The following is a 25,140-nucleotide window of genomic DNA, read 5'->3' as shown; positions in this document are numbered from 1 at the left end:
CCGAGTCGGGCGGGTGGGCGGGAAGGAAGTTCGGCGCCTACAACCGCCCGAGCACCTGGGCCAACAGCGACCCCATCTGCGTAGCGGAGTCCCTGCCCGCCTGAAGAACCTCCTCGTGGTTCAACGGCTCACCCGTCATCCCCGCGGCAAGGTTCGTCACCAGGGAGATACCCAGCACCTCCGCACCCGCCTCGCGCGCGGCGATGGCCTCCAACACCGTCGACATCCCCACCAGGTCCGCCCCGATCACCCGAGCCATCCGAATCTCGGCCGGAGTCTCGTAGTGCGGCCCGGGGAACTGCGCGTAGACACCCTCCTCCAGCGCCGGGTCGATCTCCTTGCACAGGGCGCGCAGCCGAGGCGAGTACAGATCGGTCAGGTCGACGAAGTTCGCGCCGACGATCGGGGAGGTCGCCGTGAGGTTGATGTGGTCGCTGATCAGCACAGGCTGCCCCGGCCGCATACCCTCGCGGAGCCCCCCGCAGCCGTTGGTCAGCACGATGGTCTTGCAGCCGGCGGCGACGGCCGTACGCACGCCGTGCGCGACGGCGGCGACACCGCGGCCCTCGTAGTAGTGGGTACGGCCGAGGAAGACCAGCGCGCGCTTGTCACCGATCTTGTACGAGCGGACCCTGCCCCCGTGTCCCTCGACGGCCGGCGGCGGGAAACCGGGCAGCTCGGTGACGGGGAAGTCGGCCTCGGACACGCCGAGCGCGTCGACGGCCGGTCCCCAGCCGGAGCCCATCACGAGGGCGACGTCGTGGGTCTCGGCGCCCGTCAGTTCGCGCAGGCGCGTGGCGGCGGCGTCAGCGGCGGCATGGGGGTCGCCCTGGATGTCGTCCGGAAGAAGAGATGCGTTCACGCGGATGAGCGTAGCTGGTCTGGGCCTACGCGCGTAGATGACAGAGCTCACGGGATGGCGATCGTTGTCTTGTCGTTTCCAACGAGAGCGGTGACGGGCGTTATGTGTGGGAAGCGCTCAGCAGGGCCGCTTCCGCAGCTCCATCACATAGTCGTGGGGCGCGCCCGCGGACTCGGCGGCGTCGGCCAGTTCACCGAGGTACCGCGCCGACGGAAGTCCCCCCTCGTAGCCGTTCAGCACATACACCCAGGCGGGTTCCTCGCCCTCCAGGGTGTGCACGCGGACCCGCATCCGGCGGTAGACGTCGAGGCCGACGCCCTCCCAGCGGTCCATGGAGTCCTCGTCGGGCGGGGCGATCTCGTACAGCGCGACGAAGACCTGGGAGCGCGGGGCCTCCACGATCGTCGCGAGCGCACCCTCCCAGCCCATGTGCTCACCGCCGAAGGTCAGCCGCCACCCGTTCAGCCAGCCCGTGGCGCGCAACGGTGAGTGCGGGGCGCGGCGGGTCATCAGCCGCGCGTCGAGATTGCCGGCGTACGCGGCGTAGAGCGACATGCTCCGAGAGTACGGCAGCGAACCCACCCGCCACTCCCGTAACCGGGGGTCGGAACGGCGGCGCACCCCAGCGGCCAGTCGGCCGCGTACGGCGAGAAGGGGCCGTGTCGGGGGGTGTCCGCCCGCAGCGGTTGGCGCGTCAACACGAGCACGTTGGTAGATGACCGATTCCGCGCCGTTCCGAGGACGGACACCCCCCGGCGCGGCCCCGACCCACACCAGACGCAAGGCGAACCACGCACGGCCGCGCCCCCGGGCGGAAGCACCTTGAAGCGTGCGGGACAATGGGGTACGTGACTCGGATCGTGATCATCGGTGGCGGACCCGGCGGCTATGAAGCGGCGCTGGTGGCAGCGCAGCTCGGCGCGGAGGTGACCGTCGTCGACTGCGACGGTCTGGGCGGGGCGTCGGTGCTGACCGACTGCGTCCCGTCGAAGACCCTTATCGCGACGGCCGAGGTGATGACCACCTTCGACTCGTCGTACGAGGAACTCGGCATCATCGTCGCCGACGACACTCCACCCCTGGAGCAGGCCGCCAGGGTTGTCGGGGTCGACCTCGGCAAGGTGAACCGGCGTGTGAAGCGCCTCGCGCTCGCCCAGTCGCACGACATCACCGCGTCCGTGACCCGGGCCGGCGCCCGTGTCATGCGCGGTCGGGGCCGGCTCGACGGCATGCAGGCGATCGACGGTTCCCGCAAGGTGATCGTGAAGGCGGCCGACGGCACCGAGGAGACGCTCGTCGCCGACGCCGTCCTCATCGCGACCGGCGGTCACCCCCGCGAGCTGGACGACGCCCGCCCGGACGGCGAGCGCATCCTGAACTGGACCCAGGTCTACGACCTCACCGAACTCCCCGACGAGCTGATCGTGGTCGGCTCGGGTGTCACCGGTGCCGAGTTCGCCGGCGCCTACCAGGCCCTCGGCTCCAAGGTTACCCTCGTCTCCTCCCGCGACCGCGTCCTGCCCGGCGAGGACCCGGACGCCGCCGCCGTCCTCGAGGACGTCTTCCGGCGCCGCGGCATGAACGTCATGGCCCGCTCCCGCGCCCAGTCCGCCAAGCGTGTCGGCGACAAGGTCGAGGTCGTCCTCGCCGACGGCCGCGTCATCACCGGCTCGCACTGCCTCATGGCCGTCGGCGCCATCCCGAACTCCGAGGGCATGGGCCTGGAGGAGGCGGGCGTCAAGCTGCACGAGTCGGGCCACATCTGGACCGACAAGGTGTCCAGGACGACCGCCCCCGGCGTCTACGCGGCCGGTGACGTGACCGGCGTCTTCGCGCTCGCCTCGGTGGCCGCGATGCAGGGCCGTATCGCCATGTACCACTTCCTCGGCGACGCGGTGGCCCCGCTCAACCTGAAGACGGTCTCGTCGAACGTCTTCACCGACCCCGAGATCGCCACGGTCGGCTACTCCCAGGCCGACGTCGACGGCGGCAAGATCGACGCCCGCGTCGTCAAGCTCCCCCTCCTCCGCAACCCGCGCGCCAAGATGCAGGGCATCCGCGACGGCTTCGTCAAGATCTTCTGCCGCCCGGGCACCGGAATCATCGTCGGCGGTGTGGTCGTCGCGCCCCGTGCCTCGGAACTGATCCACCCCATCTCGATCGCCGTCGACAACAATCTGACGGTCGAACAGATCGCGAACGCCTTCACCGTCTACCCGTCCCTTTCGGGCTCGATCGCCGAGGTGGCCCGGCAGCTGCACACACGGAAGGCGACGGGCGAAGCCTGAGGCCCCGCCGACTCCCCGCTGGTCACGGGGAGTTGCCGCCCATTCGTACGGCATAGGCGGCGCGACTAAGCCCTATACCACTTCTCGCCTCCGTGTGCGAACAACTTCTGCTATTCACCGCAAACAGCTGAAAGCAGACGGTCGTTGGGGTTACTGTCAGTTTCGTGTTCGCTGCAGAACGTCGCCAATTGATCCTCGAAATGGTGCGAGCGAATGGGGCCGTATCGCTCCGTGAGCTCGCCCGCGTCGTCCAGACCTCAGAAGTGACCGTACGGCGGGACGTGCGCGCACTGGAGGCAGAAGGACTCCTCGACCGCCGACACGGCGGTGCGGTATTGCCGGGCGGGTTCACGCGGGAGTCCGGCTTTCCGCAGAAATCGCATCTCGCGACCGCCGAGAAGACGGCCATCGCCGATCTCGCCGCGAGCTTCGTCGAAGAAGGCGAAGCGATCGTGGTAGGGGCGGGTACCACCACACAGGAACTGGCCCGCCGGCTCGCCCGGGTACCCGGCCTGACCGTAGTCACCAACTCCCTTCTGGTGGCCCAGGCGTTGGCCCATGCCAACCGCGTGGAGGTCGTGATGACCGGCGGCACCCTGCGCGGCTCCAACTACGCGCTGGTGGGCAGCGGGGCCGAGCAGTCCCTCCAGGGTCTGCGCGTCTCCCGGGCCTTCCTCTCCGGAAGCGGGCTCACCGCCGAGCGCGGGCTGTCCACGTCCAACATGCTCTCGGCCTCCGTCGACCGGGCCCTCGTCCAGGCGGCCGCCGAGGTCGTCGTCCTCGCCGACCACACCAAGCTCGGTACGGACACGATGTTCCAGACCGTGCCCACGGACGTGATCACCCGCCTCGTCACCGACGAGCCCCCGGGCCACGACGACCGCGCCGCCACGGAGTTGCAGGCGCTGGCCGACCAGGGGGTGCAGATCGCCGTGGCCGGCGGTTCGGGAACCCAGGGGGGTGAACAGGCCCCGACGCGGGAACAACGCCGCCGGGACGTGCCCCTTCCGGCTCCGCGACGGGGTCAAGTGCCGGGTGGGGGGCCGGGGTTGCGTGCGGCGGGGGTGTTGGGCGGGGAGTCGCCGGAGCGGGAGCGTGCGGCGAGGGTGGCGGATTTGCGGAGGCGTTGATCGCATCGGTGGCGGGTGCGGTTTTCGGCTGCGGCGCCGTCGTGGCTGGTCGCGCAGTTCCCCGCGCCCCTAAAAGCCGGACCAGCCCAGGTGCTTTTAAGGGGCGCGGGGAACTGCGCGACCAGCCCCCACCGGCCTGCACCCGAAAATCGAACCAGAGCTACGGCTTCAACCCGCGCAACGTCAACGTCAGCAACCTGTCAGCCAGTTCAGGATCCCCAGGGTTCCCCTCGGCCGCCAACGCGATCGCATGGGTCAACTGAAGCAGGTCGCCGATCTCCACATCACCACGCACGTCACCGGCGGCCTGCGCTCGGCAGAGCAACGCACCCCCGGCCTCCCGAATAGGACCACTGCACCGGGCCAACGCCGACGTGTCGTCGTACGTAACCGCCATCAAGGCCCGTGACAGCCCCCGGTACTCGCTCGCGTGGGTCACCATCTCGCGCAACCAGGTCACCAGGGCCGCACACGGCTGCGGGGCGGAGAGCAACTCCCTTGAGCGCGCGAGGAGTTCGCCCACCGCGTCCTCGAAGACCGCGCTCATCAGGGACTGCCGGTTCGGGAAGTGGCGATACAGCGTGCCGATGCCGACGCCCGCACGACGGGCCACGTCCTCCAGGGACGCGTCCGTACCGTGCGCCGCGAAGCACACGCGGGCCTCGGCCAGCAGCCGCTCGTAGTTGCGGCGGGCGTCGGCACGCAGGCCCGCCGGCGGCCTGGCTGTCTCGGCCATGGGTCCCACCTGCCCTCCTCGGCGCGATACGGCGTTGTTCCGCCACATTACAGAGGTGCCCGGCGGACAGGTTGTTCCTGTCCGCCGGGCACCTCTCGACGTGCGGTGGGGTCAGTCCTTGATCTCGCAGATCGCCGCGCCGGACGTGATGGACGCACCGACCTCCGCGCCGAGACCCTTGATCGTGCCGGACTTGTGCGCGTTCAGGGGCTGTTCCATCTTCATGGCCTCGAGTACGACGATGAGGTCGCCCTCCTTGACCTCCTGGCCCTCCTCGACCGCGACCTTGACGATCGTGCCCTGCATCGGCGAGGCGAGGGTGTCGCCGGACGCGACCGGGCCGGACTTCTTGGCCGCCCGGCGCTTGGGCTTGGCGCCCGCCGCGAGGCCGGTGCGGGCCAGCGACATGCCGAGCGAGACCGGGAGGGAGACCTCCAGGCGCTTGCCGCCGACCTCGACGACGATCGTCTCGCGGTCGGTGTCCTCGTCCGCCTCGGCGTCCGTGGGGGCCGCGAAGGGCTTGATGTCGTTGACGAACTCGGTCTCGATCCAGCGGGTGTGGACCGTGAACGGGTCCTGGCTGCCGGTGAGTTCGGGGGCGAACGCCGGGTCCCTCACCACCGCGCGGTGGAACGGGATCGCGGTGGCCATGCCCTCGACCTGGAACTCGTCCAGCGCACGCGCGGCACGCTGGAGTGCCTGCTCGCGGGTCGCGCCGGTGACGATCAGCTTGGCGAGCAGCGAGTCCCACGCGGGGCCGATGACCGAGCCCGACTCGACACCGGCGTCCAGGCGGACACCCGGTCCTGACGGCGCGGCGAACGTGGTGACGGTGCCGGGCGCGGGCAGGAAGCCGCGGCCCGGGTCCTCGCCGTTGATGCGGAACTCGAAGGAGTGGCCGCGCAGTTCGGGGTCGCCGTAGCCGAGTTCCTCGCCGTCGGCGATGCGGAACATCTCGCGGACGAGGTCGATGCCGGCGACCTCCTCGGTGACCGGGTGCTCCACCTGGAGGCGGGTGTTGACCTCCAGGAAGGAGATCGTGCCGTCCTGGCCGACGAGGAACTCGACGGTCCCGGCGCCGACATAGCCGGCCTCCTTGAGGATCGCCTTCGAGGAGGCGTACAGCTCGGCGACCTGGTCGTCGGAGAGGAACGGCGCAGGCGCCTCCTCGACGAGCTTCTGGTGGCGGCGCTGGAGGGAGCAGTCACGCGTCGAGACGACGACCACGTTGCCGTGGGAGTCGGCCAGGCACTGGGTCTCCACGTGCCGGGGCTTGTCCAGGTAGCGCTCGACGAAGCACTCGCCGCGGCCGAACGCGGCGACGGCCTCGCGGACCGCGGAGTCGTACAGCTCGGGAACCTCTTCGAGCGTGCGGGCCACCTTCAGACCGCGACCGCCGCCACCGAAGGCGGCCTTGATCGCGATGGGCAGCCCGTGCTGCTCGGCGAACGCGACGACCTCGTCCGAACCGGAGACGGGGTCCGGCGTGCCGGCCACCAGCGGGGCACCGGCGCGCTGGGCGATGTGCCGGGCGGCGACCTTGTCACCGAGGTCGCGGATCGCCTGCGGCGGCGGGCCGATCCAGATCAGGTCCGCGTCGAGGACCGCCTGGGCGAACTCGGCGTTCTCCGACAGGAATCCGTAACCGGGGTGGATGGCGTCGGCACCGGACTCGCGGGCCGCGTTGAGGACCTTGCCGATGTCCAGGTAACTGCTCGCCGGTGTGTCACCGCCCAGGGCGAACGCCTCATCCGCGGCGCGGACATGCAGAGCGTCCCGGTCCGGGTCGGCGTATACGGCCACGCTCGCGATCCCGGCGTCCCGGCAGGCCCGGGCTACGCGGACAGCGATTTCGCCACGATTGGCGATGAGCACCTTGCGCACGATTGAGGCTCCCTCCTTGAAACAAGCCGAGTTTAGGGACTGCCGACACGACGCATCGACCCGTCCCCAGTGGTGAGCTTGCCCACACGGAGCGTGATGCGAGGCCCGCTCGACCCGCGAAATCCCTTGTCGCACCTCGGTACGCAGGACTCCTCCGTAAAACCCTAGCCCTCCGGTGTGGTCAAGGTCTCTGTGAGAGCGTGCCGCGCGCCACGCCGTTTCTTTGTGGAGTCCCTACGAATGGCCCAATGATTCTTTGCCCCCATCACAACCCTTGTCCCGCGGTTTACCCGTTAGTAGCGTTCGGGGTGTCTCGAACGTACTTGGGGTAACGGCGGAAGTGGGTGGGGGCCGGTGGTCCGCAGGCCGGTGGCATGGATCTTGGCGATCGTCCTCTTCGTGGAGGCCTTCGGCGTAGCCGCGCTGAACTGGTTCCTCGGGATCGTCGTCGACCGTCAGCAGATGTCCCTGGCCGGGCTCGACCCGGACGCGATGTCCGTGTCCTCGAAGGCCGGCGGAGTCGTCTTCGGTCTCTACTTCGCCCTGTGCGGCCTGGTCGCTCTGCTCGTCGCCCTGCGCGACCGCGCCCCGGCCGGCTTCGGCCGCATCCTGCTGATCAGCGTGGCCGTGGTGCACGCCCTGCTGGGCGCGTTCGCGTGGGGCCTGGTGGGCCCGGGCGCGTTCGTGTTCATGGTGGTGGTCCTCGCCCTGGTCGTCCTGCTCCTGATGACCTACGACCGCCACGAGGGCCCCTCCGGCGCGGTACCGGCGGACGGCGGTCCCAAGGAACCCGAGGGTGGTGAGGGGGACAAGGGCGACACGGGTGACAGGAGCCCGGCGCCGATCACCCCGCCGGCGGCTCCCAGCCCCTCCTGATCATCCCTCTCGGGGTGTCCACAACTCCGTGATCCCTACGCCCAGTTCGGCCAGCAGTCGCCGAACGAGCGGCAGGCTGATGCCGATCACGTTGCCGTGGTCGCCGTCGATGCCCTCGATGAACGGCGCCGAGCGCCCGTCGAGTGTGAACGCCCCGGCTACGTAAAGGGGTTCGCCCGAGGCGACGTACGCCGCGACCTCGGCGTCGGTCGGCTCGCCGAAGCGGACGACGGTGGACGCGGTGGCCGAGACATACCGGCCGCTCGTCGTGTCGTAGACGCAGTGGCCGGTCTGGAGTGTGCCCGCCCGGCCGCGCATCGACTTCCAACGAGCGGTGGCCTCCTCGGCGTCGGCGGGCTTGCCGAGGGCCTCGCCGTCCAGGTCGAGCACCGAGTCGCAGCCGATCACCAGCGCGCCCTTGACCTCGGGCTTCGCGGCGACGACGGAGGCCTTCGCCTCGGCGAGCGCGAGCGCCAGATCGGCCGGGGTGGGGGCGCTGACGGCGTCCTCGTCCACTCCGCTCACGATCACCTCGGGGTCGAGTCCGGCCTGGCGCAGCAGGCCCAGCCGGGCGGGGGACTGGGAGGCGAGCACGAGTCGGCGGCGCGGCTGATCTGTCATGCGCCCAGGGTATCGGCGTGGTCCTGGCCGCTCATGTCAGCCCGACAGTTCAGCCCGAGAGTCCGATCACGATCATCGCCAGCACCATCGCGAGTGCCATGAGGATTCCGAGCCGCCGCAACATGACCTGCATCTCCCGCAGTTCCTCGGGAGGCTCGTTGTCGGGGTCGGACCACAGCATGCTTCCGAGCTTGCGGTGATTTGGGCGAGGGCGCCTGAGTACGCGTACTCAACTCTTCCAAAAGGGTCTGTGGTTCCGTTAGCCTAATGGAACCAAGGTTCCTTTTGGAAGGTGTGCCATGTTCACCACTGCCTGGACCGCGTCACCCCAGCTCCCCAGCGAAGGCTTCACCCCGAACTGGTCCCGCGAGGGCTTCTGGCGTCAGTCCGTACGGCAGGTCGTGCGGCTGACGGCGGGGGGCGGGAGGGTGCGGGTGCGGTTCTCGAACGCGTACGGGACCTCGCCGGTGCGGATCGCTGCGGGCTCTGTGGCCGCCGATGGGGTTGTGGTGCGGCTCGCCTTCGAGGGCTCGGCGGAGGGGGAGATGCCTGCACGCGGGGAGTTGGTGAGTGACTCGGTCCAACTCGCCGTAGCGGCAGGGGAGTCGGTGGTCGTCACGCTGTATTTCGACACGGCTACCGGGCCGGCGACCTTCCATGCGCAGGCGTTCGCTACCAGTTACCGGGGTGCGGGGTGTCTGCTGGACGAGGACGGGGACGGGTTCACGGAGTCCAGTGAGTCCTGGTACTTCCTGTCCGCCGTCGAGACCGACTCCGGGCGTGCGGACGGGATCGCTCTTTTCGGTGACTCCATCACCGACGGGTTCGGGTCTACGCCGGGGGCCGATCGGCGGTGGTCGGACGCGTTGGCCGAGCGGACGGGGCGGCCTGTGCTGAATGCCGGGATCGGGGGGAATCTGCTGCTCAACGACTCCGCGTGGTACGGGGAGAAGGGGGTTCGTCGGCTACGGCGTGATGTGCTCGACCGGCCTGGGGTGTCCACGCTTGTCGTGTTGCTGGGGCTGAACGACATCGGGTTCAGTGAGACGGATGCGCAGCCTACGTATAAGCCGGCGCCGGTGGTTTCTGCGGGTGAAGTCATCGCTGGGTACCGGGAGTTGATACGGCAGGCTCGTGGACTCACCGTGATCGGGGGGACCTTGTTGCCGTTCGGGGGGTCGGATCACTGGGGGGAGCGGGCGGCGAAGGTGAGCCATGAGGTCAACGAGTGGGTTCGTTGTTCCGGGGAGTTTGATGGGGTTGTTGATCTGAATCGGGTGATGGCCGATCCGGATGACTCGGATCGGCTGCACCCGGCGTATGACTTTGGGGATCAGCTGCACCCCAATGACGAGGGGTACGGGGTGATGGCTGAGGCTGTCTTGCGTTGTTTGTAGGGTGCGGGTCCGTTGTGGCTGGTCGCGCCCACGCGGCGGAGCCGCAAATTGATACAGCCCCGCGCCCCTTAAGGGGCGCTGATCCCTAGCCGGGCCAGAAAGTGCGGGTCCATGCAGTTGGCCCCGGGTGGGGGAGCCTCGCGCCCGCAATGCGTGACGGGTCGGACCACGCGTCGCGCGACCTCGGTGCGCCAGGCGGTGTTGTTGCTGCCGCCGCGGCGCGGGCCCTGACCACCGCCAAGGTGGCGGCCAACTCCTCGGGGGTCGGGTTGCCCCTGACTACCTTGATGTTCATGGCGGCCGCTCCTCTACAGGGGGATGTTGCCGTGCTTCTTGGGGGGCAGGGACTCGCGCTTGGTGCGGAGTTGGCGTAGGCCCCTTACTACGTGGCGGCGGGTGTCCGAGGGGAGGATGACCGCGTCGATGTAGCCGCGTTCGGCCGCGATGTAGGGGTTGAGGAGGGCGTCCTCGTACTCCTGGATCAGGCGGGCCCGGGTCGCGTCCAGGTCGCCGGCTGCCTCGGCCTCGGCGATCGTGCGGCGGTGCAGGATGTTGACCGCGCCCTGGGCGCCCATGACGGCGATCTGGGCGGTCGGCCAGGCGAGGTTGAGGTCGGCGCCGAGGTGCTTGGAGCCCATGACGTCGTAGGCGCCACCGAAGGCCTTGCGGGTGATCACCGTGATGAGGGGGACCGTTGCCTCGGCGTAGGCGTAGATCAGTTTCGCGCCTCGGCGGATGATGCCGTAGTGCTCCTGGTCGACCCCGGGGAGGAAGCCGGGGACGTCCACGAAGGTGATGACCGGGACGTTGAAGGCGTCGCAGGTGCGGACGAAGCGGGCCGCCTTCTCGGACGCGTCGATGTCCAGGCAACCCGCGAACTGCATGGGCTGGTTCGCGACGATGCCTACCGGGCGGCCCTCCACCCGGCCGAAACCGGTGAGGATGTTCGGCGCGAAGAGTGGCTGGGTCTCGAAGAACTCCGCGTCGTCCAGGACGTGTTCGATCACCGTGTGCATGTCGTACGGCTGGTTCGCGCTGTCCGGGACCAGCGTGTCCAGCTCGCGGTCCTCGTCCGTGGTGGTGAGGTCCGCCTCCTCGGGGAACGCCGGGGGTTCGCTGAGGTTGTTGGACGGGAGGTAGGACAGCAGTTGCTTGACGTACTCGATCGCGTCCTTCTCGTCGCCCGCCATGTGGTGGGCCACGCCCGACACCGAGTTGTGGGTGCGCGCGCCGCCCAGCTCCTCGAAGCCCACGTCCTCGCCCGTGACCGTCTTGATGACGTCCGGGCCGGTGATGAACATGTGCGAGGTCTGGTCGACCATCACCGTGAAGTCGGTGATCGCGGGGGAGTACACCGCGCCGCCCGCGCACGGGCCCACGACCAGGCTGATCTGCGGGATCACACCGCTCGCGTGCGTGTTGCGGCGGAAGATCTCGCCGTACGCGCCGAGGGAGGCCACGCCCTCCTGGATGCGGGCGCCGCCGGAGTCGTTGATGCCGATGACCGGACAGCCGGTCTTCAGCGCGAAGTCCATGACCTTGACGATCTTCTGGCCGTAGACCTCGCCGAGGGCGCCGCCGAAGACGGTGAAGTCCTGGGAGAAGACCGCGACGGGGCGGCCGTCGACCGTGCCGTAGCCGGAGACGACTCCGTCGCCGTAGGGGCGGTTCTTCTCCAGGCCGAAGTCCGTGGACCGGTGCCGGGTCAACTCGTCGAACTCGACGAAAGAGCCCTCGTCCAGGAGCAGGTCGATCCGCTCACGGGCCGTCAACTTGCCCTTGGCGTGCTGCTTTTCGACCGCACGTGCCGAGCCGGCGTGCGTCGCTTCCTGGATACGGCGCTGAAGATCCGCGATCTTCCCGGCGGTCGTGTGAATGTCGATCTCTTGAGGCGCTTCCGGCTCGGACATCGGGATTGCGGCTCCCTGCCTGCTCAAAAGGGGGACGGGTTACTCATCCGTAGAGTAGTGGCGGGCCTACCGATCGGCAGTGCGGCGTACAACACACCTTGGGTGGCTTGCACGACACACACCTAGGGTGGCTTGCATGACGCCGCGAGATGCATCAGACGCGAACAGCAGCCGGTGGTCCGATCTTGAACGGCCTCCCCTCAACCCCGACGCGTTGCGCCGCGGACTCGTGCGGGAGGGCGGGCTGTGGACCGGCGTGGAGGTCGTGCAGCGCACCGGTTCCACCAACTCCGACCTCGTCGCTCTGGCCGCCCCCGGCAAGGCCGCTGAGGGTGCCGTGCTCGTCGCCGAGGAGCAGACCTCCGGGCGCGGGCGGCTCGACCGGCAGTGGACGGCACCCGCGCGTTCCGGACTCTTCTTCTCCGTCCTGCTGGAGCCGAGTGACGTTCCCGTGGCCCGCTGGGGCTGGCTCCCGTTGCTCACCGGTGTCGCCGTCGCGACGGGGCTGTCCCGGTCGGCCGGTGTCGACACGGCACTCAAGTGGCCCAACGACCTCCTGGTCACTGTCGGTGGCGAGGAGCGCAAGGCCGGCGGCATCCTCGCCGAACGTGCCGGGGACGACGCCGTGATCATCGGCGTCGGCATCAACGTCACCCTGCGCGAGGACGAGCTGCCCGTGCCGCAGGCGGGCTCCCTGGCCCTGGCCGGGGCGGTCACCACGGACCGCGACCCCTTGCTGCGGGCCGTGCTGCGGTCCCTGGAGCAGTGGTACGACAAGTGGCGTACGGCGGGCGGGGACCCGGTGGCGAGCGGCCTCCAGGAGACCTACGCGGCCGGCTGCGCCACGCTCGGCCGGGTCGTACGGGCCGAACTGCCCGGAGACCGGTCGATCACCGGAGAGGCCGTCGCGATCGACGGGGACGGGCGGCTGGTGCTCGCGACGGAGGACGGCGTGCAGGAGCCCGTAGGGGCGGGCGACATCGTGCACCTGCGCCCTGCGTGACCCCGACCGCCCTTGCGGCCATGATGTCCGTGTGACTCACGGAGTGAGCTGGCCCACACCTGCCGTAGCATTGGGCCCGGTCGATACCTGACCGTGGCAGATCGGAAGGGCAGCAGGCGTGACCGTCGACGACACGGGCTCCGGCGCGGACGCGGACGGCCGGGTGGAACCCGATGCCGCAGATCCAGGCGAAGACCCCCTCGCGCTGCGCCTCGAAGGGCTCATCCTGGGCGCCGAGCGCCGCTACACCCCCTTTCAGGCCGCCCGCACCGCCGGCGTCTCCATGGAGCTGGCCACGCGGTTCTGGCGGGCCATGGGCTTCGCCGACGTGGGCCAGGCCAAGGCGTTCACCGAGGCGGACGTCCTCGCGCTGCGGCGCCTCGCCGGTCTCGTCGAGGCGGGGCTGCTGAGCGAGGCGATGGCCGTGCAGGTGGCCCGCTCCACCGGGCAGACCACCGCCCGGCTGGCCGGCTGGCAGATGGACTCGTTCCTGGAGGGCCTCACCGAGCCGCCGGAGCCGGGCATGTCCCGCACCGAGGTGACGTACCCGATCATCGAGCTGCTGCTGCCCGAGCTGGAGGAGTTCCTCGTCTACGTCTGGCGGCGCCAGCTCGCCGCCTCGGCCGGCCGGGTCGTGCAGGCCGGCGACGACGAGGAGATGGTCGACCGGCGCCTCGCCGTCGGCTTCGCCGACCTCGTCGGCTTCACGCGCCTGACCCGCCGCATGGAGGAGGAGGAACTCGGCGAGCTCGTCGAGGCCTTCGAGACCACCGCCGCCGACCTGGTCGCCGCGCGCGGCGGCCGGCTCATCAAGACCCTGGGCGACGAGGTCCTCTACTCCGCGGACGACGCCGGAGTGGCCGCCGAGATCGCCCTGCTCCTGATCGAGACCATGGCGAACGACGAGACCATGCCCGAACTCCGCGTCGGCATGGCCTTCGGCACGGTGACGACCCGCATGGGCGACGTCTTCGGCACGACGGTCAACCTCGCCTCCCGGCTCACCTCGATAGCTCCTCGCGACGCCGTCCTCGTCGACAGCGCCTTCGCCGAGGAACTCATCCGCAGCGGCGAGGCCCCCGCCTCCGAGGCGGAAGCGGCCGAAGCCGCGGCCACCGCCGAGAAGGAGGGCGAGGAACCGCCCACGTACCGCTTCGCACTCCAGCCGATGTGGCAGCGGCCGGTGCGCGGCCTCGGCGTGGTCGAACCCTGGCTGCTGACCCGCCGGCACTCGACACCGGCGTAGTTCTCGGAGCGTCTTCTACGGGGCGATCCCCAGCTGGCGCAGGATGCCGAGTTCGTCGGGCCGGTTCCACCGCTCGACGATGCGTCCGTCCCGGACCCTGAAGATGTTGGTTCCGTGCAGGGTCAAGGGGCGGCCTTCGGCCGGGGCCGGCACCCCGAGCAGCTCCCCGCGCTGCGTCCCGCCGGCGGTGAAGTGCTCGACGACCAGATCGTCCTCGGCGATCATCAGGTCCGGCTCGCTGTGCCAGTCGGGACATGCCTCCCGGAACAACGCGCCGGCGGAGCGGAAGCCTTCGCGGTCGCCGGGCCCGTTGAACGGAGGGTCGTGGTCGACGAAGTCCTCGGCGAGGTACTCGTCGACCGCGCCGAGGTCGCCCTTGGTGAACAGCGCGTCGATGAACGCGTGCACAAGGTCCTTGTTCTGGGTGAGGGTGGTCTCTGAGGTGTTCATGCTTTCAGTCTCGCGCCGTCCATAAAACGACACAAACCGGGCGCTCTCTGCTCAGTTGTGGTGGGTCAGTGAGTCCACGCAGAGTCCGATGATCGGCACGCACAGACCCGGCCGACTCGGCGCGGGGGCGGGGGAGTTGGCGGTCCGGCTCGGGGTGGGCGTGGGCGTGGCGGTGGGTGTCGGTGCGGACGTGGGCGTCGGAGTCGGCGTCGAGCGTGCGGCCGGTGCCTGGGGCTGTGGTGTGTCCGGCGCCGTCGTCGTCTCGGGGATGGTCGTCGGGGTCGTGGCCCCGGGTGCCTGCGCCGCCGTCGCGTACGGAGTCGGTACGACCCCGGAGGTCGTGGTCGCCGTCGGAGTCGCGCTCGGGCCGCCCATCACCGAGGTCGCGGAGGGGATCGGCATCGCCGTCGGGTCGGCGCTGATCGTGGCGGCCGCGTTGGCCGAACGGTCGGTGCCGTCGCCGGTGCCGGTGCCGGTGCCGGTGTCCGTGTCCTGGCGGGGGTCCGCCTCCGCCGTGCCCACTCCGCCGACTCCCGACTCGGGCGTCAGTCGTACGAGGCTCAGCACACCGGCGGCCACGGCGAGCCCGCCGAACGCGAGCAGGACCTTGCGGGGGCGGGGGCGGCGGTGCCGGCCGCGGGGAGCCTTGGGGCGGAGCGGCGCCATGTCCACGTCCACGTCCACCTTCATGTCCACGTCCGTGGTCTCTTCCGCCCGCTCCATCGTCGTGGTGGTCATGACGATCCCTCCCCGATGCACTGTCGCCCCCTGTGCCGTGGCGGACGCACGTTATGCGCTTCTACGGGCGGTGCGGCGGGAGTTGGGCGGGATGTCACCCGAACGGGGAAGGCCCGTGCGATGATCGGGGCGAGTTCTGTTAACCCACGTTAACCAGGAGGGTGTCATGAGCGAGGAGCTGTCCGAGGCGCGGTTCGGGGAGTTCGTGCTGGTGCGGCGGCACGGGTACGTCGCGGAACTCGTCCTGGACCGGCCCAAGGCCATGAACGCCGTCTCCACCGCTATGGCCGGGTCCATCGCCGCGGCCTGTGCGGCACTGGCGGCGGACCGGGACGTACGCGTGACCGTCGTGACCTCGTCGCACGAGCGGGCGTTCTGTGTCGGGGCGGACCTGAAGGAACGCAACTCGTTGAGTGACGCGGAGCTTGTACGGCAGCGGCCGGTCGCGCGTGGCGCGTACACCGGTGTCCTGGAACTCCCGATGCCGACGATCGCCGCCGTGCACGGGTTCGCGCTCGGCGGCGGCTTCGAACTTGCCCTGTCCTGCGACCTGATCGTGGCGGACGGTACGGCCGTGGTGGGGTTGCCCGAGGTGTCGGTGGGCGTGATCCCGGGAGGCGGCGGTACGCAGTTGCTGCCCCGCCGGGTGGGCGCCGCCCGCGCGGCCGAACTGATCTTCACCGCGCGGCGGTTGGAGGCGGCCGAGGCGGCGGGGCTCGGTCTGGTGGACGTCCTGGTGGAGGCCGGCCAGGACCGTGAGGAGGCGCTGGCGTTGGGCGCGCGCATCGCCGCGAACTCGCCCGTCGGGCTGCGCGCGGCCAAGCGGGCGCTGCGGCTGGGGCACGGGCTGGATCTGCGCGCGGGCCTCGAGGTCGAGGACGCGGCGTGGCGGTCGGTGGCGTTCTCGGGGGACCGGGCGGAGGGCGTCGCGGCGTTCAACGAGAAGCGGACACCGGAGTGGCCGGGGGAGTAGGGGGCCCACCTGCCAACACGCCCAGCACCAACCCCCTGGGGGCGCGGGGCTGTGACATGTGCGGCTCCGCCGCGTGGGCGCGACCAGCCCCCACCGGACCCGCACCCGACAGACAACCCAAGGTTCATGACACCTGTTCGCCGCATCAATGTCCCGGTATGCACCAAACCTCCCTAGCCTGGAGTGATGGGTGAGGACAGGCGGCTGGCGGCCGTGGTGGAGCTGGCGCAGGGGATGGCGGCGGCACACACCCCGCGTGAGTCCTGGCGGGCCGCGGCGTCCGGCGCGTGCCGGGCGCTGGACGGGAGTTTCGCCGCGCTGTCGGTGTGGGAGCGGGAGCTGGGGCGGCTGCGGGTCCTGGTGAACGTGGGGGAGCGGGCCGAGGGCGAGGAGGAGTTCCCGGACGGCGAGACCTATCCCGTGCACCAGTTCCCCGAGATCACCGAGTTCCTGCACGAGCGGTGGGCCGGCGGCGGCGAGCCCAACGCCTGGGTCGAGACCGCCGAGGGCCCGGCCGCGGGCAGCCCCGGCTACTGCCACCAGCGCGTGGCCGCTCTACGGCGTCGTAGGCGCGGATGTTGTGTGGTCGCCCCGATCGTGCTGCATGGGCGGGCGTGGGGGGAGCTGTATGTGGCGCGGCCGGTCGGTGCGGCCGTGTTCGACCGGGGGGACGCCGATTTCGCGACCGTGCTGGCCTCCGTCGTCGCGGCCGGGATCGCCCAGACCGAGCGGCTGGAGGAGGCGCGGCGGTTGGCCTTCACGGACGCGCTCACCGGGCTCGCCAATCGGCGGGCCGTGGATGTACGGCTCGACGAGGCGGTCGAACGGCATCGGCGTGACGGGGTCGTCGTCAGTCTTGTCGTCTGCGATCTGAATGGGCTCAAGCGCGTCAATGACACCCGGGGGCATGCCGTGGGGGATCGGCTTCTTGAGCGGTTCGGTTCGGTGTTGTCGTTGTGCGGGGCGATGCTGCCGGGGGCGCTTGCTGCCCGGCTGGGTGGGGACGAGTTCTGTCTGCTTGCGGTCGGGCCGCCTGCCGATGAGGTGGTCGACGCGGCGGGTGAACTGTGCCGCCGTGCCGCCGAGTTGGAACTGGGGGAGGGGGTCGCCTGCGGTGTCGCTTCGACCGAGGATCCGATCGGGGTGGTTCGGTCCGGCCGTCGGTTGTTCCGGCTTGCGGACGCTGCTCAGTATCGGGCGAAGGCGCTGCGTGCGGACCGGCCGGTGGTCGCCGGGCGCGATGGACCGGATGATCCTGTGGTGCGGCTTGCCGACTCGCCTACGCCGGAGATGCCTGCCGAGCGGCGGCGGTTCCGGGGGCGGCGGGCGTGAGGGGTGCGGGTGCGTGGTGGGTCGCCTGCGGATTCGTTGTGGGTCGGGGCCGCGTCGGGGGGTATCCGTCCTCGGAACGGCGCGGAATCGGTCTCTCAAGAATGTGGCGGTGTTGACGCGCCAACCGCTGCGGGCGGACACCCCCCGACACGGCCCCTTGCCGCCGTACGCGGCTGACGGGCCGCTCGGGCCAGTGACCTATCTGTAAGGGTCTAACCCGCTCCCCGATAGTGACACCGTCGCATTCAATGCGTACGCTCCTGAATATGGATATGCACACTGTGGTGGTGGGGACGTCGGGGGTCACCGCGTCCGACGTCCTCGCCGTGGCGCGTGGGGGCGCCCGGATCGAGCTTTCGGGCGAGGCCGTCGCGGCGCTCGCGGCGGCGCGGGAGATCGTGGACGCGCTGGCGGCCAAGCCGGAGCCCGTGTACGGCGTGAGTACCGGCTTCGGGGCGTTGGCGTCCCGGCACATCAGTCCGGAACTGCGGGCACAGCTTCAGCGCAACATCGTTCGTTCGCATGCCGCCGGGATGGGGCCGCGGGTGGAGCGGGAGGTTGTGCGCGCGCTCATGTTCCTGCGACTCAAGACCGTCTGCTCGGGGCACACCGGTGTGCGGCCCGAGGTCGCGCAGACCATGGCCGATGTGCTGAACGCCGGGATCACTCCCGTCGTCCACGAGTACGGCTCCCTGGGCTGCTCCGGCGACCTCGCGCCGCTCTCGCACTGCGCGTTGACGCTCATGGGCGAGGGGGACGCCGAGGGGCCGGACGGGGTCGTGAAGCCTGCCGGTGAGTTGCTCGCCGACGCCGGCATCGCGCCCGTCGAGCTGCGTGAGAAGGAGGGGCTCGCCCTCCTCAACGGCACCGACGGCATGCTCGGCATGCTGGTCATGGCACTCGCCGATCTCGACATGCTCTACAAGTCCGCCGACGTTACGGCGGCGCTGAGTCTGGAGGCGCTGCTCGGTACCGACAAGGTGCTCGCGCCTGAGCTGCATGCCATCCGCCCGCACCCCGGGCAGGGTGCCAGTGCCGCCAACATGCTTGCCGTGCTTGCCGGTTCGGAGCTCACCGGGCATCACCAGGACGGTGCGCCCCGTGTCCAGGACGCGTATTCGGTGCGGTGTGCTCCGCAGGTAGCCGGTGCCGGGCGGGACACGATCGCGCACGCCCGGCTGGTTGCGGAAAGGGAGTTGGCGTCGGCCGTCGACAACCCCGTTGTGCTGCCCGACGGTCGGGTCGAGTCCAACGGCAACTTCCATGGCGCGCCGGTGGCTTACGTCCTCGACTTCCTCGCGATCGCGATTGCCGACCTGGGTTCGATCGCCGAGCGGCGTACCGACCGGCTGCTCGACAAGAACCGTTCGCACGGGCTGCCGCCGTTCCTCGCGGACGACGCCGGTGTCGACTCCGGGCTGATGATCGCCCAGTACACGCAGGCCGCGCTGGTGAGTGAGATGAAGCGGCTGGCCGTACCGGCTTCCGCCGACTCGATCCCGTCCTCCGCCATGCAGGAGGACCATGTTTCGATGGGGTGGTCGGCCGCGCGCAAGCTGCGCACCGCCGTCGACAACCTCACCCGGATCATCGCCGTCGAGCTCTACGCCGCGACGCGCGCCGTCGAGCTGCGCGAGGGCCTGGCCCCGGCGCCGGCCTCGCAGGCGGTCATCGATGCCGTACGGGCGGCGGGAGTTGAGGGTCCCGGTCCGGACCGGTTCCTGTCGCCGGACCTCGCCGCGGCCGACGCGTTCGTGCGCGGCGGGCATGTGGTCGAGGCCGTGGAGAAGGTCACCGGGCCGTTGCGGTAAGGCAGTTGGGGCCCTGTCGCGTCTGCGGCAGGGCCCCGTGGGTCACTTCAGCTTCGCGGACTGTGCGGTGATCACCGCGGCCGGGACCGTGTAGGTCTTGTCGGCGACGATCGCGCCGAGGTTCAACGTGTAGTACGTCGCGACGACGTTCCCGTGGCGGACGACCTCGGCGTGCGTGGCGGAGATCTTGCCGTCCGTTTCGTCCGGCGCGCCGTACGCGGCGTACGCCACCGACTCGTCGCCTGCCCCCGAGCCCTTCTCGGCGGTGACCTTGGTGAACTTCTGCTCTTCGCCGCCGGCCTTCCCCGTGAAGCCGCCGGCGCAGCCCGCGACCGCGTCGGACACGGCCTTGAGGGCCTTCTCGGCGCCGTCACCGTCGTACGTCGAGAGCGCGACCATCGTCATGTCGACGCTCATGGAGTCGGTGAGGGCCTTTTCGATGTCGGCGTCGCTCATGTCCTCCAGGTCGGTGGAGGCGGTGGCCGACGGCTTCTTGTCCGCGGTGACCCTGCGATTGATCTCCGCGGGCGCGTCGGTGGGGGCGAGGCCGCTCATGACGTAGAGAAGGGGCTTGCACTTCTCGTCGGCCGTGATGCCGCTCCTGCCACCGGGGACCGCGGCCTCGACCGCGACCTTGTAGCCGGCGGCATCGCCCTGGGCGATGATCAGCTTCTTCAACTCGGCGGCGGTGAGCGCCTTGGCGGAGCTTGTGGCGGAGCTCTTCGCGGAGTCCTTCGCGTCGTCCGAACCGCTGTCGGAGCACGCGGTGATGAGGGCCAGCGACAGTGCGCTCACCGCGACGGTGACGCACAGCCGTATGCCCGATGATCTCTTCATGAGCGGACTATGAAGCTTAAGTCAAGGAAACGTCAAGCAAGTTAAAAGCCGAGCCGTTCCCGTCGCACCGAATACGCCACGAAACCGGCGCCGATACCGAGGAACACCGTGCCTCCGAAGATGTACGGAGTGGTGTTCGGGCTGCCGGTGTCGGCGAGTTGGACGTCGTCCGAGGACGCGGTGACACTCGTGGCCCCGTCGGTCGACAGGACCCGCGCCTGCTCGGTGACCTGGGAGGTTGGCGTCGCCGAAGTCTCCACTCTGGGCTGGTCGGTCACCGTCGCGTTCGCGGAGGGGACGAACCACAGGGCGCCCAGCAGGGTGCCCGCGGCGGTGGCGGTCAGCATCGTTCGGCGAGCGGTTGACACGGAATATCGATCCCCTTGTGGCGCTGGCGAATTGGCCGTGTGGAGCGATGCTAATGAACAGTGCGGGTCGCGGGAAAGTCGCGGTGGCTGTGGGTCGTACGCTCCCGTCATGAGCACCCCAGAGACATCACGTTTTGTACGCCTTCGTGTCGAACTCGTTCTTGAAGTCGAGAACGAGGACGCCGTGACCAAGGCCGCGTTGGCCAAGATCGCCGAGGATCCGGAGCTGCCCGGCGACGAACGGGCGCACGCCGAGAGCGCTGTGACGGAAGACACCGCCGAGGCGCTCGCCTATCTCGTGGACCCGTTCGACCTGGTCAGTGAGATGCCCGGGGTCGAACTGGCCCAGGCCTCGTGGAGCAGTGAGGAGATCGACTACGACCCGGATTCGCCGGATTGGGACCTCGACGAGGATGATGTCGACGGCGACGAGGAAGCAGACGGGGCGGCAGTGGTCGGCTGAGCCGTGCGGGGAAGAGCGTGACCCCGGGCGGCAGCCGCTGTCCGGGGTTTCCTCGTGGACGTGGTGTGCCCCACACATGGGCGACAAGCGGAACGGGACGCACCAGTCGTAGCGTTTGCTTATTAAGGATTGTTTAACGTGGTGCCCGGGGGTTGGACGGGGTGCTCGGGGTTTTCGGGGATTCGGCAACGATGGAGAAGCGTGTGATGACGGACAGTAAGCGGCGCAAGAGCCTCATGGCTGCGTCCGCACTGCTCGGCGGTGTGCTCGTGCTCACGGCGTGTTCCGGCAGCGACGACAAGTCGTCCGGCAGTGACGCGAGCCAGAGTTCACAGTCCAAGGCCGACGAGGCGGCGGCGAAGAAGTCCTCCGAGGCGCTGATCAAGATCACGCCGGCCGACGGTTCGGACAACGCCTCCATCAACAACTCGGCTGCCGTCACCGTCAGCAAGGGCACGCTCACGGCCGTGACGATGACGACCGCGGACGGCAAGGCCGTCGCGGGCACCATCTCCGCCGACAAGCTCAGCTGGAAGCCGAGCGCCCAGCTGGAGCGCTCGACCACCTACAAGGTCGCGGCCACCGCCAAGGACTCCGCCGGCCTCGCCGCCCACGAGAACGCCTCCTTCACCACGGTCTCCCCGGCCAACAGCTTCATAGGGAACTTCACGCCCGAGGATGGCTCGACGGTCGGCGTCGGCATGCCGGTGTCGATCAACTTCAACAAGGCGATCACGAACAAGGCCGCCGTCCAGAAGGGCATCACCGTCACGTCCACCAGCGGTCAGGAAGTCGTCTGCCACTGGTTCAACACCCAGCGCATGGACTGCCGCCCCGAGGACTACTGGAAGGAGAACTCCACCGTCACGCTGAAGCTCGCGCTCGACGGCGTCGAGGGAGCCTCCGGTGTCTACGGCGTGCAGCAGAAGACGGTCACCTTCCACATCGGCCGCAACCAGGTCTCGTACGTCGACGCGAAGTCGAAGCAGATGAAGGTGGAGCAGGACGGCAAGGTCGTCAAGACCATCCCGATCTCCGCCGGTTCCCCCGAACACACCACGTACAACGGCCAGATGGTCATGTCCGAGAAGTTCACGCAGACCCGTATGAACGGTGCGACGGTCGGTTTCACGGATGACGACGGCAAGGGCGAGTACGACATCAAGGACGTCCCCCACGCCATCCGCCTCACCAGCTCCGGCACGTTCATCCACGGCAACTACTGGGGTTCGCCTTCGGTGTTCGGCAGCGTCAACACCAGCCACGGCTGCGTGGGCCTGCAGGACGTGAAGGGCGCGGGCGACAAGAACATGCCGGCGGCCTGGTTCTACAACAACTCGATCGTGGGTGACGTCGTCGTCATCTCCAACACGGGCGACAAGACGGTGGCGCCGGACAACGGCCTCAACGGCTGGAACATGGACTGGGCGCAGTGGAAGGCGGGGTCGGCGGTCTGATCTGACCCGACCGGCCAACTCCGGTTCGCTTGAAGGCGGTTGCCCTGAGGGGCGGCCGCCTTTCGCATTGCGGAACTGAAGTGGCGTATGGGGGCGGAGAGTTGGCGGTAGCATACGGAACGTGACGTACCTCGGGTGCGCCTCCCTTGTTCCGGGCCCCTCTCCTCGGGGCCCGGCCCGAAGCGGGGCGGTTCCGGGTAAAGAAAAAAGGCCGCCTCCCTATGGAAAGGGAGGCGCACCCTGTGGGACGTCATGCCAAGCCGAAACCGACTCTCGTGTGTCGGCTCACCCGGTTGCTGCCGGAGAAGTGGGCCAAGCATGTGAGGCGGTGGTGGCTCTGGTGGCTTAGCAGGTAGCGGGAGACCCCTCTCAGTACTAGGGGCCTCCCATCAAGCTCCTGGGTGAGCTGGAGCCCCTGTCACGGAAATTCACCGGAACCGTGGCGGGGGCTCGTTTTCTTCTACGACGACGATACCGGCTACGGCGCCCGTAGCAACCCCGACTCGTCAACAGGGGTCCTGAGCGCGGTGATGAACGGGGTCCAGGCGGGGGCGGTGAGGATGAGGGCGGGGCGGTGCGGGGCCTTTGAGTCGCGTACGGGGACGAGGCCGGGGAGGTTCTGGGCGACCTCTACACAGTTGCCGCCATCTCCGTTGCTGTAACTGCTCTTGATCCAGAGCGCGTCACTCAAGTCGGTCCCGTTGCTTGCCATTTCGGTATTCCTCTGCCGCTGCCTTGATCATGGCCAGGGACGTCTCCGGTGACTGCGCGACGGCCCTGAGCCGATCGTATGCCTTGCGGTACTGCTTCACGAGGGCCGGATCGTCGATGGTGTCACCGCTGTACGACGCCTCGGTGTAGATCAACGGCGGGGCGTCCGGGAAGGCCATGACCATGATGGAGGCGGCCATCAGAGGATGCGCACCGCACGTCCGCAGAACGATCTGCGGAGTGATCCTGCGCTGCTCCGCCAACTCCGCGATCCGGTCCAGTTGTTCGGACATCTCCCGCGGCGGGAGGACCGGGTCGGCGAGCAGCGACTCGTGCAGGATCACCCAGTACTCAGGGGTGGCGTGATCGTCGTCGAAAAGGCGGGCGCGGGCGAGGCGGCCCGTTACCTTCTCCTCGACCCACTCGTCGGAGGCCGCCGAGTGAGCCGACCGGACCATCGTCCGCGCGTACGCGGCGGTTTGCAGCAGCCCCGGAATGTTGATGGGACACCACTCTTCGATGGACTCCGCGTGCTTCTCCGCCTCCAGAACCTTCTCGAAGTACGCGGCATGCGGCCCCCTCCGCGCCTTCCGCACATCCTCACAGTGCCGCTCGAAGAACCCGTCAGTTCCCAGCTTCCGGTCTGCATGCCTAGCCAGATCGAGCGGCATCCTCCGCTCCCCGCGCTCGATGTCGCTGAGGAACGTCTTGCCGTAGAAGCTGCCCTCCAGGAAGGACTCCAACGACAGCCCCGCCTCCTCCCGCTTCCACCTCAACTCCTTGCCGTAGAAGGTCGGAACGCTCATCGAGCCGTCGATGTCCTTGCCCCGTGCCACCACTCGCTCTCCTCCGCTGACCCGGTCGCGAACGCGAAACCTCTTTTACGGTAGCCAGCGGAACGTCAGCCTGTGAGGGAATCGTCACAGAGCGCACAGGAGGCACCCGTTCATGTCCGACCCCTACGACACGACCCTCTGCTGCGAGGAACTCCGTGAGGCCCTCGACCTGCACGGCATCACGCTCCCCTCCCTCGGCGTGGACATCCTGTACGCCGGCCTCGTCGCGCTCGGGAACTGCAACACCGCCACGGCCCGTGAACTCGCCGCCGTGCTGCGGAAGGCGGCGGAACGGTGACCTTCGAACTCCGTCTGCTGGCCACGCCCAAAGCCGTACCGGAACTCCGCCATCACCTCCGCCACCACGACTACGACGTCCGCCTCTGCGTAACGGAGTTGGTGACGAACGTGATTGACCATGTTGGGGAGGGGACACCGGTGATTGTCAGAGTCCTGGACACGGATGACGGCCACACGCGCATCGAGGTCACCGACCCGGACCCGCGCGCGTTGCCTCTGCTGCTCCGGGCGACCGCGACGGACGAACACGGACGGGGGATGGCGCTTCTCGACGGGCTGGCGCAGCGGTGGGGCGTGGAGCAGGGGGCGGATCACAAGACGGTGTGGTGCGAGCTACCGGAGTCAGGGATTGATCGTGGAAGCCCACTCGGTGGTTCTCGCCAAGATCGGCCCGCTGATTTCGTCGGAGCCCGAAGTGAATGCGAGCCATCGAAGTTCGTTGCAGGCGAAAAATGACTCACCCCAAGTGTCGACCCAGATGCGAGCCCGTCCGTCGCCGAGTGACGAAAAATCCCACCAGGCCCACCCGCGGAATTCTGAATCAGGGTCAAATTGGTAGAGCCATTCCTGGAGATTCCAGGTCCCTCCGCCGATCGCCGCGTCGTACCGTTGTGCGCCGCTCCGAGCGTAATCCGGAACCGTTAGTGAGTTGGCGCCACTCACTGCGGAAAACCATTCCGGAACCCTGGATGTGGGGAGATCGTCTCCGTCGAACGACTCGGAAAGTGCCAATTCCAGCGCGGCGCGTAGTACGGATCTGATCCTTGCCTCGTACTCCTCGATGCTGCCTTTTATCGTCACGTCGAAAGCGCACAACACCGGTGGCGCCTCCGCGCGTGATGGCCTCTCGGAGAGTCGATGCAACTCCTGCTCGATGTCGTCGATCTCGTGAATCATGTCAACGCGCCCCT

The 25,140-nt window shown here is 69.0% G+C and carries 28 protein-coding genes; 13 read left to right on the top strand and 15 right to left on the bottom strand.

Features of this window, described 5'->3' with window-relative positions; translation table 11 throughout:
* Window positions 1-37: 37 nt before the first annotated feature.
* Both OO70_RS34105 and OO70_RS34100 read right to left on the bottom strand, forming a co-directional pair.
* On the bottom strand, window positions 38-862 hold the full coding sequence (locus tag OO70_RS34105; protein ID WP_043679925.1) for a purine-nucleoside phosphorylase: 825 nt from the start codon (window positions 860-862) through the stop codon (window positions 38-40).
* Between the two features lie 117 nt (window positions 863-979).
* The gene (locus tag OO70_RS34100; RefSeq protein ID WP_019055782.1) at window positions 980-1,417 is read right to left on the bottom strand and encodes a gamma-glutamylcyclotransferase; all 438 of its coding nucleotides are present in this window, start codon (window positions 1,415-1,417) and stop codon (window positions 980-982) included.
* Between the two features lie 284 nt (window positions 1,418-1,701).
* Between OO70_RS34100 and OO70_RS34095 the strand changes: the two genes are divergently transcribed.
* Together OO70_RS34095 and OO70_RS34090 are read left to right on the top strand one after the other, a co-directional pair.
* The gene (locus OO70_RS34095) at window positions 1,702-3,150 is read left to right on the top strand and encodes an NAD(P)H-quinone dehydrogenase (RefSeq protein ID WP_043679923.1); all 1,449 of its coding nucleotides are present in this window, start codon (window positions 1,702-1,704) and stop codon (window positions 3,148-3,150) included.
* 164 nt (window positions 3,151-3,314) lie between these two features.
* Window positions 3,315-4,280 carry a DeoR/GlpR family DNA-binding transcription regulator gene (locus OO70_RS34090; RefSeq protein ID WP_078651667.1) on the top strand — a complete coding sequence of 322 codons (966 nt, stop codon included), beginning with the start codon at window positions 3,315-3,317 and terminating at the stop codon, window positions 4,278-4,280.
* A 160-nt stretch (window positions 4,281-4,440) separates the two neighbouring features.
* Here OO70_RS34090 and OO70_RS34085 read toward each other — a convergent pair whose 3' ends face one another.
* Both OO70_RS34085 and OO70_RS34080 read right to left on the bottom strand, forming a co-directional pair.
* Window positions 4,441-5,016, bottom strand: coding sequence for a TetR/AcrR family transcriptional regulator (locus tag OO70_RS34085; RefSeq protein ID WP_043679918.1), 576 nt, complete (start codon window positions 5,014-5,016; stop codon window positions 4,441-4,443).
* A 111-nt stretch (window positions 5,017-5,127) separates the two neighbouring features.
* Window positions 5,128-6,900: an acetyl/propionyl/methylcrotonyl-CoA carboxylase subunit alpha gene (locus OO70_RS34080; protein WP_043679916.1), complete on the bottom strand. Its 1,773-nt coding sequence runs from the start codon at window positions 6,898-6,900 to the stop codon at window positions 5,128-5,130.
* Between the two features lie 369 nt (window positions 6,901-7,269).
* Here OO70_RS34080 and OO70_RS34075 point away from each other — a divergent pair, with 369 nt between their 5' ends.
* A complete protein-coding gene (locus tag OO70_RS34075; RefSeq protein ID WP_043679913.1) occupies window positions 7,270-7,776 on the top strand; it encodes a hypothetical protein in 507 nt (168 codons plus the stop codon).
* Here the strand turns inward: OO70_RS34075 and OO70_RS34070 are convergent, their stop codons facing one another.
* Complete coding sequence (locus tag OO70_RS34070; protein ID WP_043679911.1) at window positions 7,777-8,397, bottom strand: Maf family protein; 621 nt, start codon at window positions 8,395-8,397, stop codon at window positions 7,777-7,779.
* A 49-nt stretch (window positions 8,398-8,446) separates the two neighbouring features.
* The gene (gene mmpB, locus OO70_RS56690) at window positions 8,447-8,578 is read right to left on the bottom strand and encodes a morphogenic membrane protein MmpB (protein WP_267881244.1); all 132 of its coding nucleotides are present in this window, start codon (window positions 8,576-8,578) and stop codon (window positions 8,447-8,449) included.
* Between the two features lie 118 nt (window positions 8,579-8,696).
* Between mmpB and OO70_RS34065 the strand changes: the two genes are divergently transcribed.
* Window positions 8,697-9,794, top strand: a complete 1,098-nt coding sequence (locus OO70_RS34065; RefSeq protein ID WP_043679907.1) for an SGNH/GDSL hydrolase family protein — start codon at window positions 8,697-8,699, stop codon at window positions 9,792-9,794.
* Window positions 9,795-9,879: 85 nt separating this feature from the next.
* Here OO70_RS34065 and OO70_RS52900 read toward each other — a convergent pair whose 3' ends face one another.
* Both OO70_RS52900 and OO70_RS34060 read right to left on the bottom strand, forming a co-directional pair.
* On the bottom strand, window positions 9,880-10,089 hold the full coding sequence (locus OO70_RS52900; protein WP_078651665.1) for an acyl-CoA carboxylase subunit epsilon: 210 nt from the start codon (window positions 10,087-10,089) through the stop codon (window positions 9,880-9,882).
* A gap of 13 nt (window positions 10,090-10,102) precedes the next feature.
* Window positions 10,103-11,704, bottom strand: a complete 1,602-nt coding sequence (locus OO70_RS34060) for an acyl-CoA carboxylase subunit beta (protein ID WP_043679904.1) — start codon at window positions 11,702-11,704, stop codon at window positions 10,103-10,105.
* 136 nt (window positions 11,705-11,840) lie between these two features.
* Between OO70_RS34060 and OO70_RS34055 the strand changes: the two genes are divergently transcribed.
* Window positions 11,841-12,707, top strand: a complete 867-nt coding sequence (locus tag OO70_RS34055) for a biotin--[acetyl-CoA-carboxylase] ligase (RefSeq protein WP_043679901.1) — start codon at window positions 11,841-11,843, stop codon at window positions 12,705-12,707.
* Between the two features lie 118 nt (window positions 12,708-12,825).
* Entirely contained in the window at window positions 12,826-13,953 is a 1,128-nt protein-coding gene (locus OO70_RS34050) for an adenylate/guanylate cyclase domain-containing protein (RefSeq protein ID WP_043679898.1), read from the top strand.
* A gap of 15 nt (window positions 13,954-13,968) precedes the next feature.
* On the opposite strand, the gene OO70_RS34045 is transcribed toward OO70_RS34050, so the two are convergent.
* Both OO70_RS34045 and OO70_RS34040 read right to left on the bottom strand, forming a co-directional pair.
* On the bottom strand, window positions 13,969-14,403 hold the full coding sequence (locus OO70_RS34045) for an ester cyclase (RefSeq protein WP_043679895.1): 435 nt from the start codon (window positions 14,401-14,403) through the stop codon (window positions 13,969-13,971).
* A 51-nt stretch (window positions 14,404-14,454) separates the two neighbouring features.
* Complete coding sequence (locus OO70_RS34040; RefSeq protein WP_234337009.1) at window positions 14,455-15,141, bottom strand: hypothetical protein; 687 nt, start codon at window positions 15,139-15,141, stop codon at window positions 14,455-14,457.
* Window positions 15,142-15,319: 178 nt separating this feature from the next.
* Between OO70_RS34040 and OO70_RS34035 the strand changes: the two genes are divergently transcribed.
* The 3 genes from OO70_RS34035 (at window position 15,320) to hutH (ending at window position 19,257) form a co-directional block, all read left to right on the top strand.
* Entirely contained in the window at window positions 15,320-16,114 is a 795-nt protein-coding gene (locus OO70_RS34035; RefSeq protein WP_043680028.1) for an enoyl-CoA hydratase/isomerase family protein, read from the top strand.
* Between the two features lie 186 nt (window positions 16,115-16,300).
* Complete coding sequence (locus OO70_RS34030) at window positions 16,301-17,446, top strand: GGDEF domain-containing protein (protein WP_043679892.1); 1,146 nt, start codon at window positions 16,301-16,303, stop codon at window positions 17,444-17,446.
* Between the two features lie 272 nt (window positions 17,447-17,718).
* Window positions 17,719-19,257, top strand: coding sequence for a histidine ammonia-lyase (hutH, locus tag OO70_RS34025; protein WP_043679890.1), 1,539 nt, complete (start codon window positions 17,719-17,721; stop codon window positions 19,255-19,257).
* A gap of 42 nt (window positions 19,258-19,299) precedes the next feature.
* Here hutH and OO70_RS34020 read toward each other — a convergent pair whose 3' ends face one another.
* Window positions 19,300-20,094 carry a hypothetical protein gene (locus OO70_RS34020; RefSeq protein ID WP_199827465.1) on the bottom strand — a complete coding sequence of 265 codons (795 nt, stop codon included), beginning with the start codon at window positions 20,092-20,094 and terminating at the stop codon, window positions 19,300-19,302.
* A 41-nt stretch (window positions 20,095-20,135) separates the two neighbouring features.
* Window positions 20,136-20,441 carry a hypothetical protein gene (locus OO70_RS34015; protein ID WP_043679887.1) on the bottom strand — a complete coding sequence of 102 codons (306 nt, stop codon included), beginning with the start codon at window positions 20,439-20,441 and terminating at the stop codon, window positions 20,136-20,138.
* A gap of 130 nt (window positions 20,442-20,571) precedes the next feature.
* Between OO70_RS34015 and OO70_RS34010 the strand changes: the two genes are divergently transcribed.
* Window positions 20,572-20,925, top strand: a complete 354-nt coding sequence (locus OO70_RS34010; RefSeq protein ID WP_043679886.1) for a hypothetical protein — start codon at window positions 20,572-20,574, stop codon at window positions 20,923-20,925.
* Between the two features lie 206 nt (window positions 20,926-21,131).
* A complete protein-coding gene (locus OO70_RS34005; protein WP_199827464.1) occupies window positions 21,132-22,382 on the top strand; it encodes a L,D-transpeptidase in 1,251 nt (416 codons plus the stop codon).
* A gap of 478 nt (window positions 22,383-22,860) precedes the next feature.
* Here OO70_RS34005 and OO70_RS34000 read toward each other — a convergent pair whose 3' ends face one another.
* Both OO70_RS34000 and OO70_RS33995 read right to left on the bottom strand, forming a co-directional pair.
* Window positions 22,861-23,094: a DUF397 domain-containing protein gene (locus tag OO70_RS34000; protein WP_043679884.1), complete on the bottom strand. Its 234-nt coding sequence runs from the start codon at window positions 23,092-23,094 to the stop codon at window positions 22,861-22,863.
* Window positions 23,066-23,929, bottom strand: coding sequence for a helix-turn-helix domain-containing protein (locus OO70_RS33995; RefSeq protein ID WP_234337008.1), 864 nt, complete (start codon window positions 23,927-23,929; stop codon window positions 23,066-23,068). Before OO70_RS33995 ends, OO70_RS34000 begins: the two co-directional genes overlap by 29 nt.
* Before the next feature lie 112 nt (window positions 23,930-24,041).
* Here OO70_RS33995 and OO70_RS33990 point away from each other — a divergent pair, with 112 nt between their 5' ends.
* Together OO70_RS33990 and OO70_RS33985 are read left to right on the top strand one after the other, a co-directional pair.
* Window positions 24,042-24,227, top strand: coding sequence for a hypothetical protein (locus OO70_RS33990; RefSeq protein WP_043679881.1), 186 nt, complete (start codon window positions 24,042-24,044; stop codon window positions 24,225-24,227).
* Complete coding sequence (locus tag OO70_RS33985; RefSeq protein WP_078651664.1) at window positions 24,224-24,685, top strand: ATP-binding protein; 462 nt, start codon at window positions 24,224-24,226, stop codon at window positions 24,683-24,685. The genes OO70_RS33990 and OO70_RS33985 overlap by 4 nt, the downstream gene beginning before the upstream one ends.
* Here the strand turns inward: OO70_RS33985 and OO70_RS52895 are convergent.
* A complete protein-coding gene (locus tag OO70_RS52895; RefSeq protein WP_078651663.1) occupies window positions 24,572-25,126 on the bottom strand; it encodes a hypothetical protein in 555 nt (184 codons plus the stop codon). The genes OO70_RS33985 and OO70_RS52895 overlap by 114 nt on opposite strands.
* Window positions 25,127-25,140 lie beyond the last annotated feature (14 nt).

The sequence above is a fragment of the Streptomyces xylophagus genome, from assembly GCF_000716435.1.
GTDB classification, from domain to species: domain Bacteria; phylum Actinomycetota; class Actinomycetes; order Streptomycetales; family Streptomycetaceae; genus Streptomyces; species Streptomyces xylophagus.
Note: the sequence above shows the minus strand (reverse complement) of the source record. Positions and strands in the feature narration are given on the sequence as shown.

Bases quoted from the DNA above. Each gene is read 5' to 3' on its own strand.
- OO70_RS34015 (WP_043679887.1), bottom strand. From the start codon at position 20,441: ATGCTGACCGCCACCGCCGCGGGCACCCTGCTGGGCGCCCTGTGGTTC.
- OO70_RS34030 (WP_043679892.1), top strand. From the start codon at position 16,301: ATGGGTGAGGACAGGCGGCTGGCGGCCGTGGTGGAGCTGGCGCAGGGG.
- OO70_RS34100 (WP_019055782.1), bottom strand. From the start codon at position 1,417: ATGTCGCTCTACGCCGCGTACGCCGGCAATCTCGACGCGCGGCTGATG.
- OO70_RS34065 (WP_043679907.1), top strand. From the start codon at position 8,697: ATGTTCACCACTGCCTGGACCGCGTCACCCCAGCTCCCCAGCGAAGGC.
- OO70_RS34055 (WP_043679901.1), top strand. From the start codon at position 11,841: ATGACGCCGCGAGATGCATCAGACGCGAACAGCAGCCGGTGGTCCGAT.
- OO70_RS34020 (WP_199827465.1), bottom strand. From the start codon at position 20,094: ATGAAGAGATCATCGGGCATACGGCTGTGCGTCACCGTCGCGGTGAGC.
- OO70_RS34010 (WP_043679886.1), top strand. From the start codon at position 20,572: ATGAGCACCCCAGAGACATCACGTTTTGTACGCCTTCGTGTCGAACTC.
- OO70_RS34005 (WP_199827464.1), top strand. From the start codon at position 21,132: ATGACGGACAGTAAGCGGCGCAAGAGCCTCATGGCTGCGTCCGCACTG.
- OO70_RS34060 (WP_043679904.1), bottom strand. From the start codon at position 11,704: ATGTCCGAGCCGGAAGCGCCTCAAGAGATCGACATTCACACGACCGCC.
- OO70_RS34040 (WP_234337009.1), bottom strand. From the start codon at position 15,141: ATGACCACCACGACGATGGAGCGGGCGGAAGAGACCACGGACGTGGAC.
- OO70_RS34000 (WP_043679884.1), bottom strand. From the start codon at position 23,094: ATGGCAAGCAACGGGACCGACTTGAGTGACGCGCTCTGGATCAAGAGC.
- OO70_RS52895 (WP_078651663.1), bottom strand. From the start codon at position 25,126: ATGATTCACGAGATCGACGACATCGAGCAGGAGTTGCATCGACTCTCC.
- OO70_RS34045 (WP_043679895.1), bottom strand. From the start codon at position 14,403: ATGAACACCTCAGAGACCACCCTCACCCAGAACAAGGACCTTGTGCAC.
- mmpB (WP_267881244.1), bottom strand. From the start codon at position 8,578: ATGCTGTGGTCCGACCCCGACAACGAGCCTCCCGAGGAACTGCGGGAG.
- hutH (WP_043679890.1), top strand. From the start codon at position 17,719: ATGCACACTGTGGTGGTGGGGACGTCGGGGGTCACCGCGTCCGACGTC.
- OO70_RS34070 (WP_043679911.1), bottom strand. From the start codon at position 8,397: ATGACAGATCAGCCGCGCCGCCGACTCGTGCTCGCCTCCCAGTCCCCC.
- OO70_RS34095 (WP_043679923.1), top strand. From the start codon at position 1,702: ATGGGGTACGTGACTCGGATCGTGATCATCGGTGGCGGACCCGGCGGC.
- OO70_RS33990 (WP_043679881.1), top strand. From the start codon at position 24,042: ATGTCCGACCCCTACGACACGACCCTCTGCTGCGAGGAACTCCGTGAG.
- OO70_RS34085 (WP_043679918.1), bottom strand. From the start codon at position 5,016: ATGGCCGAGACAGCCAGGCCGCCGGCGGGCCTGCGTGCCGACGCCCGC.
- OO70_RS52900 (WP_078651665.1), bottom strand. From the start codon at position 10,089: ATGAACATCAAGGTAGTCAGGGGCAACCCGACCCCCGAGGAGTTGGCC.